At 70.3% G+C, this 16,612-nt stretch carries 13 protein-coding genes; 6 read left to right on the top strand and 7 right to left on the bottom strand.

Annotated features, from left to right (window positions below; genetic code table 11):
* The first annotated feature begins 178 nt into the window (after window positions 1-178).
* The 6 genes from WMF11_RS46385 (at window position 179) to WMF11_RS46360 (ending at window position 6,528) form a co-directional block, all read left to right on the top strand.
* Window positions 179-1,261 carry a hypothetical protein gene (locus tag WMF11_RS46385; protein WP_437975299.1) on the top strand — a complete coding sequence of 361 codons (1,083 nt, stop codon included), beginning with the start codon at window positions 179-181 and terminating at the stop codon, window positions 1,259-1,261.
* Between the two features lie 66 nt (window positions 1,262-1,327).
* A complete protein-coding gene (locus WMF11_RS46380) occupies window positions 1,328-1,978 on the top strand; it encodes an NAD-dependent epimerase/dehydratase family protein (RefSeq protein ID WP_437975298.1) in 651 nt (216 codons plus the stop codon).
* 421 nt (window positions 1,979-2,399) lie between these two features.
* The gene (locus WMF11_RS46375; RefSeq protein WP_437975297.1) at window positions 2,400-2,825 is read left to right on the top strand and encodes a hypothetical protein; all 426 of its coding nucleotides are present in this window, start codon (window positions 2,400-2,402) and stop codon (window positions 2,823-2,825) included.
* A 65-nt stretch (window positions 2,826-2,890) separates the two neighbouring features.
* Window positions 2,891-4,432: an MYXO-CTERM sorting domain-containing protein gene (locus WMF11_RS46370; protein ID WP_437975296.1), complete on the top strand. Its 1,542-nt coding sequence runs from the start codon at window positions 2,891-2,893 to the stop codon at window positions 4,430-4,432.
* 125 nt (window positions 4,433-4,557) lie between these two features.
* Window positions 4,558-5,247: a helix-turn-helix transcriptional regulator gene (locus WMF11_RS46365; RefSeq protein WP_437975295.1), complete on the top strand. Its 690-nt coding sequence runs from the start codon at window positions 4,558-4,560 to the stop codon at window positions 5,245-5,247.
* Window positions 5,248-5,367: 120 nt separating this feature from the next.
* Window positions 5,368-6,528: an epoxide hydrolase family protein gene (locus WMF11_RS46360; RefSeq protein ID WP_437975294.1), complete on the top strand. Its 1,161-nt coding sequence runs from the start codon at window positions 5,368-5,370 to the stop codon at window positions 6,526-6,528.
* A 472-nt stretch (window positions 6,529-7,000) separates the two neighbouring features.
* Here WMF11_RS46360 and WMF11_RS46355 read toward each other — a convergent pair whose 3' ends face one another.
* From WMF11_RS46355 to WMF11_RS46325, 7 genes are all read right to left on the bottom strand, one after another.
* Window positions 7,001-7,834: an LGFP repeat-containing protein gene (locus WMF11_RS46355; protein ID WP_437975293.1), complete on the bottom strand. Its 834-nt coding sequence runs from the start codon at window positions 7,832-7,834 to the stop codon at window positions 7,001-7,003.
* Window positions 7,835-8,229: 395 nt separating this feature from the next.
* Entirely contained in the window at window positions 8,230-11,088 is a 2,859-nt protein-coding gene (locus tag WMF11_RS46350; RefSeq protein WP_437975292.1) for a hypothetical protein, read from the bottom strand.
* A gap of 243 nt (window positions 11,089-11,331) precedes the next feature.
* Complete coding sequence (locus WMF11_RS46345; protein ID WP_437975291.1) at window positions 11,332-11,829, bottom strand: hypothetical protein; 498 nt, start codon at window positions 11,827-11,829, stop codon at window positions 11,332-11,334.
* A complete protein-coding gene (locus tag WMF11_RS46340) occupies window positions 11,819-14,182 on the bottom strand; it encodes a glycosyltransferase (protein WP_437975290.1) in 2,364 nt (787 codons plus the stop codon). The genes WMF11_RS46345 and WMF11_RS46340 overlap by 11 nt, the downstream gene beginning before the upstream one ends.
* On the bottom strand, window positions 14,179-14,595 hold the full coding sequence (locus WMF11_RS46335) for a hypothetical protein (RefSeq protein ID WP_012240971.1): 417 nt from the start codon (window positions 14,593-14,595) through the stop codon (window positions 14,179-14,181). The genes WMF11_RS46340 and WMF11_RS46335 overlap by 4 nt, the downstream gene beginning before the upstream one ends.
* A gap of 14 nt (window positions 14,596-14,609) precedes the next feature.
* The gene (locus WMF11_RS46330; protein ID WP_012240970.1) at window positions 14,610-15,119 is read right to left on the bottom strand and encodes a hypothetical protein; all 510 of its coding nucleotides are present in this window, start codon (window positions 15,117-15,119) and stop codon (window positions 14,610-14,612) included.
* A gap of 66 nt (window positions 15,120-15,185) precedes the next feature.
* Window positions 15,186-16,595 carry a hypothetical protein gene (locus WMF11_RS46325; RefSeq protein ID WP_437905461.1) on the bottom strand — a complete coding sequence of 470 codons (1,410 nt, stop codon included), beginning with the start codon at window positions 16,593-16,595 and terminating at the stop codon, window positions 15,186-15,188.
* Window positions 16,596-16,612: the final 17 nt, after the last annotated feature.

Raw genomic sequence — 16,612 nt, 5'->3', positions numbered from 1 at the left:
TCCCGGCGGTTTTCCCCTTCTTCACGCGCGTTTCTTCGCGAACCGCGCTCTGCCGGCGGTCGCGCTCGGGAGCGTGATCGCCGTCGGTGCCCTGGCCGCGCGACGGTCGACGGGCGCGCGTGGGTTGCTGTTGCTCTTTCCGGCGGCGTGGCTCGGGGTGGCTCTCGCTGCGGGGACCATGTTCCCGGAGAGCGGCAGGACGGTCGCGCTCGGCGCGGGTTGTCTGGCGGTTGTCTTGTCGCTGGGCCTCGCGACGGCGTGGTGGCGGTTCGGGGTCCCGCCGCGGCTGACCTGGCTCGCTGCGCTGCCCGGTGTCGTTTTCGGTGCGGGCTTCATCGCCGCGCAGCGAGCGCCGGCGCCCTCGACAGCTCCGTTGGCTGCGCCCGAAGTCGAGCTCGACGGCGATCGCTGGACGCGATCACTCGCTGCGCCCGCTTCGTTCGACGTGGCCCCGTGGCTTCGCCTGGTACCGGACTCGGGTGAGGTTTCGGTGCAGGCGGGTGCGGTGGGCATCGTCGTCGAGCCGCGGCTCGAGTTCATCTCGCGCTCGCCGGATCGTTTCTGGACGGTGTTCGCGCCCCTGCAATGGCGCGGCGACTCGCCCGTTCGTCGCTTCGAGCGCGCCGATCGCGAGCTCGCGGTGGACTACGCGGACGAGGGGAGCCTGCGCGTGAGGGCCGATTCGGATCAATCTGCCGCCATCGACGCGCGAACCGCGCTTCAGGCGCCCGTGTTCTCGCACCTGAACTCCTTCACGCGCGTCTCGATCACCGGCCATCGCCGGCTCGGCTTGCGGTTCTCGCCTTGCCCCGAGGTCGTTGTCGAGGTGATCCACTTCGACTATCCGTTCGGCGCGCCCGCGCGCTTCGCGTACCTCGACGCCGGCGGCACGTTTCGCGTCGTCCAGGCGAGCGATGCCGAGAAGGGGCCGTTCACGACGCTCGGCGAAGGCCGGCTCGCCCGCGGCGAACCCCTGAGCGTCGTGCTCGTCGAGAAGGGAGAATCGCCACCCCGCGAGCTCGCGACGATCGTCTTCGCCGACTGGTCACGGCAGCTCTCGACGGAGCTCTCGCCCACCGCCGGCTGGGGCCTGCCGCAGAATGCGTTCGAGTTCGGTCTCGCCTCGAACGACCCTTCGTCCGCGGCCTACCTCACGCTCACGTTGGCCGGGACGAGCGTGGGGCGCGGCTGGGACAGCGTGGGTCACGCCGCCGGCAGCTACACGAATCGGATCGAGATCCGGCGGCCGCCGTCCAGGTGAAAGAAGGGGGACGCTCGCTCGTCCCAGGGTTTGCGCCGCCGGCGCTTCGGATCGAACATGGCGACCATGAAGGTCATCGTTACCGGAACGACCGGCATGGTCGGCGAAGGCGTGATGCTCGCCTGTCTCGCGGATCCCACGGTCGAGCGGGTCCTGTCGGTGGCACGCCGGCCGTCGGGGCACGCGCATCCGAAGCTCGACGAGCGCTTGATCCCCGACTTTCGCGAGCTCGGCCCCTTCGAAGCGCGGCTCTCGGGCTACGACGCGTGCTTCTACTGCGCCGGCGTGAGCTCGGTTGGCATGAGCGAGGCGGAGTACACGGCGATCACGTACGACACGGTGCTCGCCTTCGCGACGACGCTCGCGCGCCTCAATCCCGGCATGGTGCTCACGCACGTCTCGGGTGCGCACACCGACTCGAGCGAGCAGGGCCGGGTGATGTGGGCGCGCGTGAAGGGCAAGGCCGAGAACGCGCTGATGCGCCTGCCCTTCCGCGGCGTTTACAACTTCCGGCCGGGCTTGATGACGCCGGTGCCGGGACAGAAGAACCTGAAGCGAGTCTACCGCTTCCTGCTTCCGCTCGTCCCGCTCATGAAGCTCGTGCTCCCGGCCCTGAAGCTCGAAGACGTGGAGCGCGCGATGGTGCGTTCCGTGACGAGCGGGGCGCCGAGGCAGGTGCTCGAGGTCGCCGACATCAAGGCGCTCGCATCGGCGTAGCGAGGCCGCTCACGCGGCGACGAGCATCCGTTCCCCGTCGCGCCGCGCCGCCGCCCACGTCTCGTCCCACGCGGCGTCAGCCTCGGCGCGCGGGAGCTGAGAGGGCGGCGACCCCGAGGGCGGCGAGCGCGGGCGGGAGCGGGCGGGAACGAGAGGACATGGAACCTCCGAAAGCCAGAAGGCAGGCAAAGGATCGAGCGAGCGGTCGAGCTGGCGCTTTGGGCCACGCGCTCCGGCGCCCGGTGATAGAACGACCGCCGTGAATCCGCACACGGACGCTGGCTCAGCGAGCAGCGACTACCTCGATCGCCTGATGCGTCGAGGGTCTTTCGAAGCCCTGTGGCCGCTCTTCGCCAAAGCCACGCGCCCCGCCAAGGAAATGACCGAGAGCTATTCGGCGCTCGAGCACCTGCGGCCCTTCATGTCCGGCGCGCCGTGCCGGGTCATCCACGTCGGCGACGGCGCCCACGCCCGCACCGGGGCGTTGTTCGCGCTGAAGACGGAGGCCGAGAACGTCAGCGTCGATCCGGTGCTCAACGAGCCGCTGGTCGAGGCCTGGCGCACCCGATTCGGCATCCGCCGCTTCGCCTGGCAACGCGCCGACGTCTTCGCAGCGGTCGAACGGCTCAACGCGTTGCCCGACATGCCCGTGCTCGTCACGTTCGTGCACGCCCACGTCCCCATCGACGATGTCCTCGCCCGGCTGCGCTGGAACGTCGCGTACACGCTCGCCTGTTGCCAGCCGGGTCATCAGCTGAGCCAGCAGCACGACGTGCTCGCAGCCGGCGAGGACCCGTACGTGTTATCCAGCGGACGGCGCTTTCAGGTGCTCGCCCCGCGCGCGTGAGCGCGGCCGTCACACGTCGCACGCGCCGTCTTGACGGACGAGCGCACCCGCGCATCCTGGCAGCCATGTCGCTACGCCGCGCGCCCGTCGCTCCGCTCGCCCTGCTCACCTCCCTCCTCCTCGCCGCCCCCGCCGCGGCGGCCGTCGTGCCGGTCGGCACCACCGACGAGCTCGTCGCCGCGATCGGCGCGGCCAAGGCCGGCGACGAGATCGTCCTCGCCTCGGGCACCTACGCCTTCGACGGCGTCTCCTGCGCGGCCGCAGGCACCGAGGCCTCGCCGATCGTCGTGCGCGCCGCCGAGCCGCTCGGCGCGATCGTCGAGCTGTCGGGCCTCGAAGGCTTCAAGGTCAGCGGCCCGAACTGGCACTTCGAAGACCTCGATATCCGCGGCGTCTGCGCCGACGACTCGGACTGCGAGCATGCGTTCCACGTGTTCGGCGCTGCCAGCCGCTTCGCCCTCCGCCGCTCGAGGGTGCGGGACTTCAACGCCCAGCTCAAGATCAACGCCGCGCAGGTGGACGGCGTCTGGACGGCCCCCGACGACGGGCTGATCGAGCTATCGGAGCTGTTCGACAGCCACCCGCGCAGGACCGGCAGGCCCGTCACGAAGATCAACATCGACGGCGGCAAGCGCTGGACCGTGCGCGACACCTACCTGCACGACTTCCAGAAAGACGGCGGCGACGGTGTCAGCTACGCCGCGTTCATGAAGAGCGGCGGCTCGGACGGGCTCTTCGAGCGCAACCTCGTCGTCTGCACCACCGCCGGCTCGCCGGACGGGGCGCGCATCGGGCTGTCGTTCGGCGGCGGCGGCACGGGGGCGGAGTACTGCGCCCCGGCCTACGACCCCGACGTGCCCTGCGAGGTCGAGCACACCGGCGGGACGATGCGGAACAACATCATCGCGAGCTGCTCGGACGTCGGGATCTACTTGAACCGCGCGACGGACACGCGGCTTCTTTTCAATACGCTGATCGCGACGAGCGGGATCGACTTCCGCTTCGCGACGACCAGCGGCGTCGCGCGCGGCAACGTGCTCACGGGCAAGATCCGCGACCGCGACGGGGCCACACACCAGGAGAGTGACAACCTGGCCGAGGTGGGACTCGCGACGTTCCAGACCTGGTACGAGAATCCGAGTCTCGGAGACCTGCACCTCAAGGGGGATGTGGCGTCGCTCGTCGGCGAAGCGCCCGCCGAGACCGCGGTGACCGACGACTACTGCGCGCGCGGGCGGCCGGGCAGCGGGAGCTTCACGCTCGGCGCGCTCGAGCATTCGCTCGGCGACTGCGCGACGGTGCCGCCGCCGGGGCCCTCCGGCGACGGGGGCGCGGGCGGCGGCGCCGCCGGCTCGGGCGGGATGGGCGGCGGCACCGGCGGCTCGGGCGGGGGTGAGGCGGGCGGCGCGGGCGGCACGGGCGGGGGCGCAGGCAGCGGCACCGGCGCGGCCGGCGGGGGCGGCGACGCCTCCAGTGACGGAGAGGGCTGCGGCTGCCGCGCCGCGGGCGTCGGCGGGAATCACACCCTTGGCCTCCTGACGGTGGTCGTCGCCGCGCTCGCCCTCCGGCGACGACAGGCCTCCTCACCGCGGAGCGACGCCAGGTAGGTGGAGAGGGGCGACTGCGATCCACCCGGGCTCGCGGTGGACCGCAGCCGCCCGCGCCCGGCGTGGGAATTCGCCTTGGGGCGCGGGTCGGCCATACTGCGCAGCATGACGAAGGGAAGCTGCCCATGAGGACGACGCGCTCCATCCGCGGCAGCGACCATGCGCTGGTGCAGCGGATCACGCGCGTCGCCTATGGCGACGACGCGGAGGACCAGTCCCTGCCCGACGGCTGCTGGGACCTCGTGTTCATGAAGCGCCGCGGCCGGCTGCAGGTGCTGCATACCGGTCTGATCACGCACCCGGTGATGCTGGGCTACGAGACCGGCGACGAGTACCTGAGCATCGCCTTCCGGCCAGGCGTGTTCATGCCGGGGGTGCCGGCGATGGGCATGCTGGACCAGGGCGTGCTGCGCCCGCTGGCGAATTCGCGCTCGTTCCTGCTGGGGCCGCAAGCGTTCGAGGTGCCCGACCTCGAGAACGCCGACGATCTGGTGGCACGCCTCATCAGGGCCGGCCTGCTGGTGGCGGACCCGGTGGTGTTCCGCGTGCTGCAAGGCGATGCCGCCGGCACCAGCCTGCGCTCGGTGCAGCGCCGGTTCCTGAGCGCCACCGGTCTCACGGCGAAGCAGCTGTCACAGATCCACCGCGCGCAGGCGGCGCTTGAGCAGCTGATGCATGGCAATGCGCCGGCCGACGTGGCTGCCGCCTGCGGCTACGCCGACCAGGCGCACCTGGGCAATTCGCTGAAGCGGATCATGGGCAGGACGCCCGGCGAAGTGGTGCGGGCTGCGGCCCGGCCCGGGCCCAAGCGCTGAGGGCCCAGGCGGTCCGGCGAGGCCTGAGCCTGTCGTTTTCTTCCAAGACCGGGCCCACCCCGGTGGATACGGTCCCGTCGCTGGCTCGCACCGGCAAACTCGACAAACCCGAGGGCCCCCATGCACTGCGACTCCGATATCCACCCCTTCCGCATCGACATTCCGCAAGCCGACATCGACGACCTGCGCGAACGCCTGGCGCGCACGCGCTGGCCGGCGCAGCTGCCGGGCGGCGACTGGGTGAGGGGCGTGCCGGTGGCCTACCTGCAGCGGCTGGCCGGGCACTGGCAGTGCCACTACGACTGGCGACGCTGCGAGGCCCACCTGAACAGCCGCCCGCAGTTCACCACCCGGATCGATGGGCAGACGATCCACTTCGTACACCTGCGCTCGCCCGAGCCGGGCGCGCAGCCCCTGCTCTTGCTGCATGGCTGGCCCGGCAGCTTTGCCGAGTTCGACCGCGTGGCGGACGCGCTGTCCGACCCGCGCCGCCACGGTTGCGACCCCTCGCAGGCGTTCCACCTGGTGATCCCGTCGATCCCGGGTCACGGGTTCTCGATGCCGCTGGCCGACGCCGGCTGGAACCACGGCCGCTGTGCCCGTGCGCTGGCGGCGCTGATGCAGCGCCTGGGCTACACACGCTACGGCGTGCAAGGCGGCGACGTGGGCGCGTTCATCGCGACGGAGCTGGGCCGCATCGACAGCGAGCATGTCAGAGGCGTGCACTGCAATGCGCTGGTGACGTTTCCCTCCGGCGACCCCGCCGAGCTGGAAGGCCTGACGGCCTCGGAGCAGCAGCGCCTGGAACGGCTGCAGAACTTCCGGGACCGGATGATGGGCTTCGCGCACATCCAGGGCACGCGGCCGCAGACGCTCAGCTACGGGCTGCATGATTCGCCGGTGGGCCAGCTGGCCTGGATCGTCGAGAAGTTCAAGGAATGGACCGATCCAGCGGCCGCGCTGCCGGAGGACGCGGTGGGCCTGGACGCGCTGCTGGACAACGTGAGCCTGTACTGGTTCACCGGCACCAGCGGCCCCTCGGCCAACCTGTACTATGAAGCCTTCAACGACCCGTCCGGCTGGGCGCCCAAGCCGCGCGGCACGGTGCCCACGGCCGTGGCCGTGTCGCTGACGCAGGACGTGGCGGTGCGCCGGCTGGCCGAACGCGACCACAACATCGTGCGCTGGACCGAGCTTTCGCGCGGCGGGCACTTCCTGGCGACGGAGACGCCCACGGCGCTGGCCGCCGATGTGCGGGAGTTCTTCGGTTCGCTGTACTAGTACTACAGCCGCACGCCGCGGAATCTACGCGGATTTCGATGAGCGGGCGGACGATCGCGACGCGTGGCTCGTCCGCACACTGGTGACGCCCAGCTCGTTCGGCGCTCATCGACGTGCGGCTGTCGTACTAACACGACTGCGGGAAGTCGGGCTGCGAAGCGAACCGCCATGACGCCAAAGGCGCCAAGAAACCAGGGAATTAGGAGGGGAGATGCCGGGACGCCCCTTCCCCTCTCCTCTTGGCGGCCTTGGCGCCTTGACGGTCTTTCTGCCGATCTGGAGCGACTTCCCGCAGCACGCTAAAGATCGATAACAGCGGAATCGAGCGGGACCTCGGACTCCGTTGTCCGTGCGGCGTAGGGGCGGTTACACGACGAACATCGGCGTCCTCATCGTCGCCGCCGGCGTCTCGACATGCGCCCCGCTCGAACTGCCTCGCTGAGCGCGGGTTGCGAGCAGAGCGCCCGCTCGGTCAATCGGCGGCGTAAACGGCGCCGCTTCCGTCCTGAAGAACCTTCACGATGAAGGCGTTCGCGACAGGGATCTTCATGTCGCTGCCGGCCCACGGCTGGTTCACAAGCGGGTCCAGCTGCGCTCGGAGCTTCTTTCTGATCTTTTTGGCGCGGACGGGCCCACTATCGACGTCGCTGCTCCACCGGCGGAGGATCCCATGCACGGCGCCTGACCAGACCTCGACGTCGATCCACAGATCGAGCCCGACCCTCGCGTCCCTGAAGGGAACTCGGGCCTTCATGTCATAGTGCACCTTGTAGGATCTACCCTCGACGATTCCGCTCACGGGATTGTATCTGTATCCCTCGATGGACACGGCGCCGTCCGTCACGTTGTACAGCTTTCTCTCCTGCGCCAACCTGGCCTTGACGGCGCCATCGATGGCCGAGACCACCAAGCTGGACGGGGCGGAGAACGCAGGCGAGAGCACCCGGGCGGCACCACCCGACGGCAGGTAGACGACGCCGTTCTCGAAATCGCAGTACTCGCCGGTCGATATCTGGGTCACGTCGGAGACCGGGTATCCGAGGCCAGACTCGTGCGCGCCGAGGCTGGCCCAGAGCTGATGGACAGGGCCGTGGATCTCGTGAGCGCCCTCCGTGGCGTGGCAATACACGGCGCCGCTCCGGTACACCTGGTATCTCGCCAGGCCGTCGGTCGTCGTGAGCTCGGCGGAGATCGGCGCTCCAAGCGGACCGCCAACCCCGCCGAGGTCGGCGTGCTTCTGCGCGATGCAGGCGGAGAGGCTCTGCTGCGCCTCGCCCACGTCCGCCGTGTCGACGGACGTCTCCAACGGTTCGGCAACGCAGCCGACAAGCCACAACATCATCACGCCAAATCCAGTGATCATTTTTTTCATAGTACTCTTACTTTCCAAGAAGAGGTGTTCGACCCCTTGTCATGCGACTGCACGCTGACGCGAGCCTCCTGAAGCGAGGAGAGCTCCGCCACGTCGTCCACGGCCCGGACCGAGCCATGACGGCACCAGGGCTCCGCCGCCTGTTTCGCCCTGCGCCTCGGGAAGCTAGCAACCAGGTGATCGGTGGCCGCTTACTTCCGCTTACTTCGGCTCACCGGGCGCTCTCCCCGAGCTCAGCATCGTCGCGGCCGCGGAGAGGCTCGCCGGCAGAGGAAGTGCTGTCCAGCTGGGTAACGCGCGCGAGGCACCACCGGCAGGCGAGGTGCTGGCTAGTCCAGCACGCGCACCGGTTCGTCCATGCCCAGGCGGTAGGAATCGGCGCCGGTGACGATGCGCGTCGGCCTAGCGGGCGTGTCCTCAATGAGCTGGCGCAGCTTGTTGACGGTCGTGAACAGGCGATTGTTGTGGTGAACGGGGTGATACGCGCGCTCGTCCCACACTTCCCTGACCAGCGTCTCCTTCGTGGCCTCACGGCGCACCACGAGGGTCTCGAGCATGCGCCAGAGCAGCGGCCTCGTGGTGAAGTAGATGACTCGGCCCTTCGGTAGCCAGGCGCGCCGGCGCGGGCGATCGATGCCCCAGCCAGCGCGCCACGCCCCTGCGACGGCATGGACGGTGCGGACCTGGCCCGTCGCGCGTGCCACAAGGGCCTGATGGACGCGGCGCTCGACCGCGTCGAGGCAGGTGGGCGCGCCGAGCAGGGCTTGCGCGCGCCGGGCGACGTCGGGCGCCACCTTGCCAAGCTCGGCGAAGCGCTCGAGCGCAACAGGATCGGGCGGCTCGTCGCGCGCCAGCGTCGCCGCGAGCTGCGCGCTCGCAGAGAGCCTCTCGGAGCCGAACGGCTCGATGAACGCGACCGCCGTCTGCGCGATTTCACGCGCCTCATCGAACCGGCTCGCCGACAGGAGGCAATCCGAGAGAAGGAGCAGGGAGTTTGCCTCGTGCAAAGGATGGCCTTGCCGCCGCGCCGCGGCGACAGCTCGTCGACTACGCGACACGGCCTCCTCGAGCTCGCCACGCACGAGGTGGCCGACGGAAAAGACCTGTTCCGCGATGAGCGCCCTCTCCGACTCCATGGGCGACTCGAGGGTGGGCATTGATGGCACCGAGCCGACGGCGGTAAGCCGCAGGTCGAGGCGCAGCTTCAGCAACGTGCAATTCAACCCCATCGGCGTCTCGACACCAACATACGCGCGTGCCAGGTCGTCATCCGGGGCAGGCTGGGCGAGCAGCGTGAACAGCGCGAGCTCGAGACATCGCGCGATGGCAACCACGACCGCGTCATCTCGGTCCCGCGCTCGCCCGGCCACGCCTCGCAGCAGATCAGCAACGCCATCGAGCTCACCGGTGGTGACGCGGCGCGAGCACTCGAGCACGTCGATGGCGGGCTGCAAGAGCGCCTCGCGATCGAGAAATGGCCCGAGCTTGGCGAGGATCTGCCGCGCTTCATGGAGCCGGCCGGCGTTGAGCGCCGCAGCGGCGCGTGCTGTCAGGAAGAGCTGCGAGTGGTGCGTCGAGAGGGTGCGATCCGCATCGCTGTATGGGACCAGATCAAAGATGCTGGTCGCAAGCCTGACGTTTCCTGACGCGATCGTCGGGATCGCCACCTGATGGCATATCTCGACGCGCGTCGAGATATCGAGGTCATTCAGGCGCGTGCGCAAATCGTTACACAGCGCCACCGATTCGTCACACCTGCCGAGGTCCGCCAGGCAGCGCACGCGCACGGCGTCGATGCGCGTTCGGTCTTGAGGCACGACCGGCGCGAGCGCCTCGAGGCACTCGAGGCCCTCGGCAGAACGCCCGCTCTGAACGAGCGCCGTGGCGACGACGAGCCCGGCCTCAAGCGCGGTGGCGTTGTCGCCTGCCGCGTCGGCGCTGTCATGGACGGCCTTGGCGACCGCGAGCGCGTCGGAGAGCTGGCCGAGCATGAGGTGCCTTTGCGCCCAGAGAAGCTGTTCTGCCGGTCCGGCGCGCTCCGGAACGCTCACGACGGCGAGCGCCTCGACATCACCGATGCCAACGGCGCAGCGCAGTCGAACCCCCGTGAAGGCGGCTTCGCTCCGCGCCGCGAGGACGCTCCAGAGCTCGCGACCGTACCCGGCCGCAAGCAAGCGGGCTTCGCTCCCCGCTCGCAGCAGCTCGGTGGCGCGGTGAATGTCGCCAGCAGCGCAGTAGTGGCGCAGCGCGGCGAGCTGCGCCCTGGGTTCGCTCCCGTTGGACAGCCCCTCGGCGATGCGCAGGTGCAACGTTCGTCCCACCGTCCTCGTCGCTTCGAGCCGCAAACGCGCGTCGTCGTGGAGTCGGTAGCCGTCGCCGCTGCGCTCGACGATGCCCAGGCGCTCGAGCTCGGCGAGCTCGTCGGGGGCCGGCACGCGCTCAAGACGCGCCATGAGCCTGAGCGGCAGCGGCTCGGATAGTGCCTGTAGCAGGGTCACGAAGGCATCGGTTTGCGGGGGAAGACCTGTCAGGGGATTACTTCGGAGAGCGCCGCCACCGAGGAGCTGCTTCATGCGCCAAGGTGAGCCGCCGGCGCCAGCGACGGCGCACCGCAGCACTTCCTCTGATCGGCCAGGCCAGAGGAGCCGTCCCAGCGCCAAGAGGTCGGCGTCGGGCATACCATCGAGCCGCAGGCACTGCAGCTCCAGCGCGTCGATGTTCGGGTCGACACGGCTGACGGCGATCCAGCGGCTCTTGCGCGCATAGGCCGCCATGGTGCCGAGGAGCCTCTGGCTCAGCTCGCTCGGAGCATGATGCAAGTTGTCGATGACCACCCACACGCAGCTCTGCTCTGCGAGGTCCAGGACCGTCTGGAGGGCAGTTTCGACGTTCCCGAGCAGCGACTTCAAATCGACGTGCTCGATACCGCCCAGCGTAGACAGAGCTCGCAGCAGCTCCACGAGCACCAGCTTACCGTCGTGGCCGGCCGTCAATGTCAGCATGACCACGCGCTCGCTGCGCTCGGGGAAGTCGGTATGTAACGTCCTGACGACGAGCGACGTCTTGCCCATGCCCCCAAGGCCGTAGACAAGCACGGTGGGAGCGCGGCCAATCGCTTCACGAAGCCAGGCCTGCTCACCGGTCCGGCCTGTGAAGCTGGGCGGCGGGTTCACGAGGCGATAGCGCATGGGCAAGACGGCCTTCGCGGCTCGCGGGCCTGTCGCGGACGGTCGCTGCTTGCGTACCCTCGTCGGGCGTCCCGGAGTGGCTGCCATGGCCATGCAGAAAGCACGCGCCGTACCTGCGGCGATCTCCCCGGCGTGGCTCAGCGTGTTGGCAAGCTCGGCAACAGCCCACGTTGGGTCGCGTGGCGCAGCTCCGCGGCTCACGCCCTGCCCGCTCGGCCGTGAATGGCGCGCTTCGCGCTCGGCTCACCCGGCCGCGACGCGCAGCACGTCGGACCGGAGGTGGAGAAACGACGCGTGCACATAGCGGATGAACGGCGCCTTCAGGCCGAAGAAGTCCGCCAGATCGATCTCGGCCACCGCGCGGAACATCCCTTGATCCAGCACGGGAGCCTCCGTGCGGAGCGCCCCGCTCGCGAGGCTCCGGCAGGCGGGGGACGCCGACGCGGGGTGGATGGCGACCACGAGCGTGGCGGCCCACGGAGCGGCGGCGAGCCGGTCGCCGATGGAGCTCGGATAGCGATAGCGGAGCGCGAGCACGCCGCCCCGCAGCGCGGCCTCGATGACGGGCGCCGCGCCCGCCACGGCCGGTGCCGGTGGCGCGGCCTTCCCCGCTGCAGGCGCGCCCTTCACCCCCGCGATCGCCCCCGCCGCCCCGGGCGCGCCGCCGCACCCGCCGAGCGCCACGAGGCCGGCACCCGCGGTGACCTGCGCGATGAACGCGCGCCGCCCCTCAGTCGCCATGCGACGGCCCCTGGAGCCTGCGCCTGCGCGCCTGCCCCACCAGCATCCGCGCCGGCGTGATGCGGCCCAGCACCGCGGCGCTCTCCTCCGCCGTCGGCCGCACGGGGTGCCCCGGCGGGAGCTCGGCGACCATGCTCTGCCACAGCGCGAGCGCCCGGTGCTGGTAGATCTGCGCCAGGCTCGATCGCGGCGAGAGGAAACGCTGGCCGAGCACCATGGCCCTCTCCAGGAACGCGATCGCCTCGTCGTCGCGGCCGTCGTTCAGGAGGTGGAGCCCCTCGTTGTACCAGGGCATCGGATCCGCCGGATCCTCCTCCCGCATGCGCTGGTTCGCCTCGAGGTAGCGCGACAGCTTCTCTTCCATGACGCCGTCGTCCTTCAGGAACCCGTAGTGCTGGATCTCCACGCCGGCCGCGCGGACGACGAGCTCCGGGTGCCGGTCGAGGCTCGGCTGCACCGTCTCGTGCACGGCGCGCCCGTACCGGATCCGCGCGTCGTTGCGGAACAGCCGCACGGCGAGCGTCATGACGGGCGGGCCGTCCTTCTGATGATTGGCGATCTCGAAGGAATAGGCGTGGACGTCGAGGTCGTCCATGAGCCGCACGACGCGCGGCAGATCCCAGTGAGCGAGCTCCTCGTCCGGGTCGAGGCTCAGGATCCACGGCCGCGTGGCCATCTCCAGGCCCACGTTGCGCACCTCGGCCAGGTCCAGCCGGTCCGTCCGGTGGACGCGCACGCGGTCGGTGAACCTCCTCGCGATCTCGACCGTCCCGTCGTCACTGCCATTGTCGACGATGCAGATCTCGTCGACGAACGGCTCCAGAAACGCGAGGAACCGCTCCAGCCGCTCCGCCTCGTTCCTCGCGATGATGCAGAGCGATACGCCGGACGCGGGCGCATACCTGCGCAGCGTCACCGTGTTGCTCGCGAGATCGGCCAGCTCCGGCGGCACACCCGCGCGCGGCGGCGTGTACGGGTCCGGCCGCCCGTGGAGCGCGAGCCGCGCCTGCCGCGACGCCTCGGTGTCGCAGCCGAGCCGCCGCACGCGGACGTCGGTGAAGCGCGCGCACCCGTCCGGCATCTCGGGGATGCCGCCGCCGGGCACGCCGCCCTCGGCTCCACCGGCGACGCGCAGGCCCGGCTCGTTCCGGTACATGCGGTACCCCGACATGGCCCCGAGCGCGCCGTCCGCCCGGAAGTACGTGCGCGTCGGCTCCCAGAACGTGTACCAGTGGAAGCCGAGCGCCTTGATGTGCGGATCGGCGAGCTGCATGAGGCGCTCGGCGCGCGCGCGGTCCATCTCGAACACCTCGTCTGCGTCGACCGCGAGGATCCAGTCCGGGGAGAGCTCCGCCGCCATCTGCAGGGCGCGGTCGCGATCGCGCCGTCCATCCACGCCCGGCGGCAGCTCCGTCCGCTCGTACCGGGCCACGGCGGGGTGCGACCGGGCGATCGCCCCCGTCCCGTCCGTCGATCCGTCGTCGAGCACGACGATCGCGTCGGCGAAGCGCGCCGTCGCGTCGAGGCTCTCGCGCAGCGTCGCCTCCGCGTCCCTGACGCGGTACGCGGCCACGAGCCGCGTCTTCCCGGCCCGGCGGGCGCGCCACTTCTCGAAGAAGAGGTCGGCGCCCCCGAGGCCGCCCTGCGCGCCGGGGAACGCCTTGCTCAGCGTGGCGCTCCCCTCGTGGTGCACGTACACGTCGCTCGCGATCATGCACTCGAAGCCGCGCTCCTGCGCCCGCAAGGCGAGGTCGGCGCCCTCGTGGCCCACCGGAAAGAAGCGCTCGTCGAGCCCGCCGATCTCGGCGTAGACCTCGCGGCGCATCATCAGGCAGAAGGTCGAGAGGGCGAACGACGGCGCCCACCGCCGGCGGAACGCCTCGCGGTGCTCGGCCGCGAGCTCGTTCAGCGCCTCCGGCTGGAACGGCGGCGGGTTCTGCACCTTCTGCGGGCCGCGCGCGCTGTTCGTCACGGGCCCGACGAGCCCGACGCGCCGCGCGCCGGGCACGGCCCGCGGCGCCTCCTCCATGCACTCCCGCAGCCCCTCCAGCCACCTCGGGGTCACCACGACATCGTTGTCGAGCAGCACCAGGTACTCCCCGGCCGCGACCTCGAGTCCCCGGTTCGCGCCGCCGGCCAGGCCGAGGTTCTCGTCGAGGAAGACCGTCTTGGCGGCGTCCCCGAGCCGGCGCGCGACGTCGGTGAGGTAAGCGGGGGTGCCGTCCTCCGAGCCGTTGTCGACGAAGACCACCTCCGCGTCCGAGGGGAGCGTGCGGAGGAGGGCGTCCACACATCGCGCCGTGTACTGGAGGTTGTTCCACGTGACGACGATAACGGAATAAACAGGCGTCATCGGGCACCGGGCGGGGCCATGAGGCGAACCACGTTGGAGACGTACTGGCGATACGCCGCGTGCAGATAGAACGCCCCGACCCGGGGTGCCAGGACGATCTCGCACCGGAAGCTGCCCACGAGGTCCGCGCCCACGTCGTCGATGTCGTCGGGGAAGACAAGCCTCGGCCCGAGCAGAGGCACCGTGACGCCGCCCTGCGCGGGGGCGTAGATCAGCGTGAGAAAGACGCCGCGGAGCACCTCGGCGCGCTCGACCTCGATATCGACGGCGGGCACACGCGAGCTGCCGTGGACGACGTGGACGAGGGCGCCGCCCTCGACGGTGGGCGGGCCCGGCTGGGCGAGGACGACGCCGGCGCCCGAGGTCGCGGGCGTCTCCGCGGTCAGGCCGAAAGAGACGGATCGGACGAGCATGGGTTCACCGCCGGTCAGAATTCGATGGCCTTCTTGTCGACGAGATCGATGCCTATCACGTTCGACACGTAGTTCTCGAGGACGAGGTACACATAGACGCTCGGCCGGTAACGGGGCACCGCCACGGCGCAGGGGAACGCGACGGTGACGTTGAGCCAGGCGCCCTGGTACCCCTCGGACGCCAGGCTGCCGCGGCCCGGCATCGGCAGCGCGGGCTCGGCGAGCTGGTTGGGGCCGTCGCGCTCGCCGGCCGGGAACTCGATGAACGTGTTGCGCGCGAGCAGGGCGCCGCCGTCCGCCTGCTCGATGTCGTGGACGACGAGGACCATCGACTCCTCGACGTCGCGGTAGCGGCTCGCGACGGCATCCGGGAACAGGAACGAGGCCGAGACGTCGAGCTCCACCGTGCCGGCCGCGAAGGACACCCGCGAGATCGCGAGTCGGATGGCCTCCTTGCCGGCCGCGATCTCGGGCGAGCCCCCGTGCGGGGCGAAGCCAAAGGGTGTCCGGGGTTCGATCTCCATGGGGTCCTCTCGACGTGGGCGCGGCGCGGGGTCGAGAGCAGCGCGCCCCCGCCCCGCCCGCGAGGTTCAGCCAAAGTGGTTCCAGCTGCGGGAGGTCTGCGCCGGCGTATCGAGGCGCACGCGGCGGATGCGCGGGGCGCACACGGGGCAGAAGACGCCGTCGTCGCGGTTGCCATGGCCGGCGTGGTAGATGGTGCAGAGCCGCCCGCCGAGCGCGGGCCACCAGTCGTACCGCTGGCCCGACGTGGTGGACGGGTCCGGCGTGAGGCCAGCGTTCGTGTTGCAGTGCGGGCCCTGCCCGCCGAACTGGTCGGTGTACCAGCGGGGGTTGGCGAGCTGCGTGGCGAGCGCCACGCCCGTCGCGCTGTACTGCCGCTCCTCCTTGACGGTCTGCCCGATGCCGTGCCCCATCTCGTGCACGAAGGTGCCGAGGACCGCCGTCTCGCTCCGGCCGGGGCCCGTGCACCCGACGACGCAGAAATTGCCCCAGCTGTAGCCGTTGATCGAGCTCTTCCAGATGAACGAGAACGTGAGGTTGTACGTGTTGCCCGGCGTGGCGAGGTGGGCCGTGAGGCCCGGCAGCGTGGTGAGGTTCCAGTTCACGCGGTTCGGCGACCCGGGCGTGAAGGTGAAGTACGCCCGCACGTCGGTGGCGCCGGCCGCCGGCCACGACGCCTGCGCCGTCCACATGAAGTTGTTGCCGTTCGTGGGGTCGCGCCACACGGTGCGGAACGTGGTGATGTTCCCGACCGCGTTGTTCGCCGTCGGGAACGCGCGCCGCTCCAGCTGCGTGTAATAGCAGTTCGGCACCAGCAGGAAGGCCATGTGAAGCGGCTTGTCGGTCAGCGTGCCTCCCCCGGGGGGCGCGCCGCCGACGCGCAGGTTGAGCAGCGCGTTCGGGCCGCCGTTCATGAACGGCCAGTCGAAGGTCGGCGAGCTGACCGCCTGCTGCGACAGGCTCTGGAAGTCGACGCGGGCCGAGTCCACGGTCGCGAGCGCCGGAAGGACCGCCCTGCGCTCCAGCTCGATGAAGTGCCGCGCGAACTCGCCCACGAACCGAGGATCGATGTTGTTGTACGTGGCGAGCGTCTGCGCGCCGGAATACCAGACCGTATAATAGAGCTTTCGCCACGTCTGGAACTCGTCGGTCGCGAGGAACTGCGCCCGCTGCCCGTCGCGCGACGCCTTGATCGTGTACTTGTCGCCGCCGATGTGCGTGAACGTCAGCGTGTTGTCGAAGTGGTGCCCAAGCCCGACCGTCACCCCGGGGGCCGCGCCGTGCGCGAGCCGCGTGCGCTCGGTCAGCGACTGGAAGGCGAGGCTCTCGTTGCCCGGGTCGGGCTCGATCCACCAGTCCACGCGATCGCCGGGCGCGACGTTGGGCACCTGGTTGGGCGTGACGCGCAGCTGCCGCACAGGGCCGTTCACGCCGGTCACGGCGGCAGGGAGGTTCACGTATTGCTTGATCGTCGGCATGCGAGAGCTCCAGGACG

Origin of the sequence: Sorangium sp. So ce295 (genome assembly GCF_051527405.1) — a bacterium.
Taxonomy (GTDB): domain Bacteria; phylum Myxococcota_A; class Polyangia; order Polyangiales; family Polyangiaceae; genus Sorangium; species Sorangium cellulosum_B.
The sequence above is the reverse complement of the archived record's forward strand: the minus strand, read 5'-3'. Positions and strand labels throughout refer to the sequence as shown.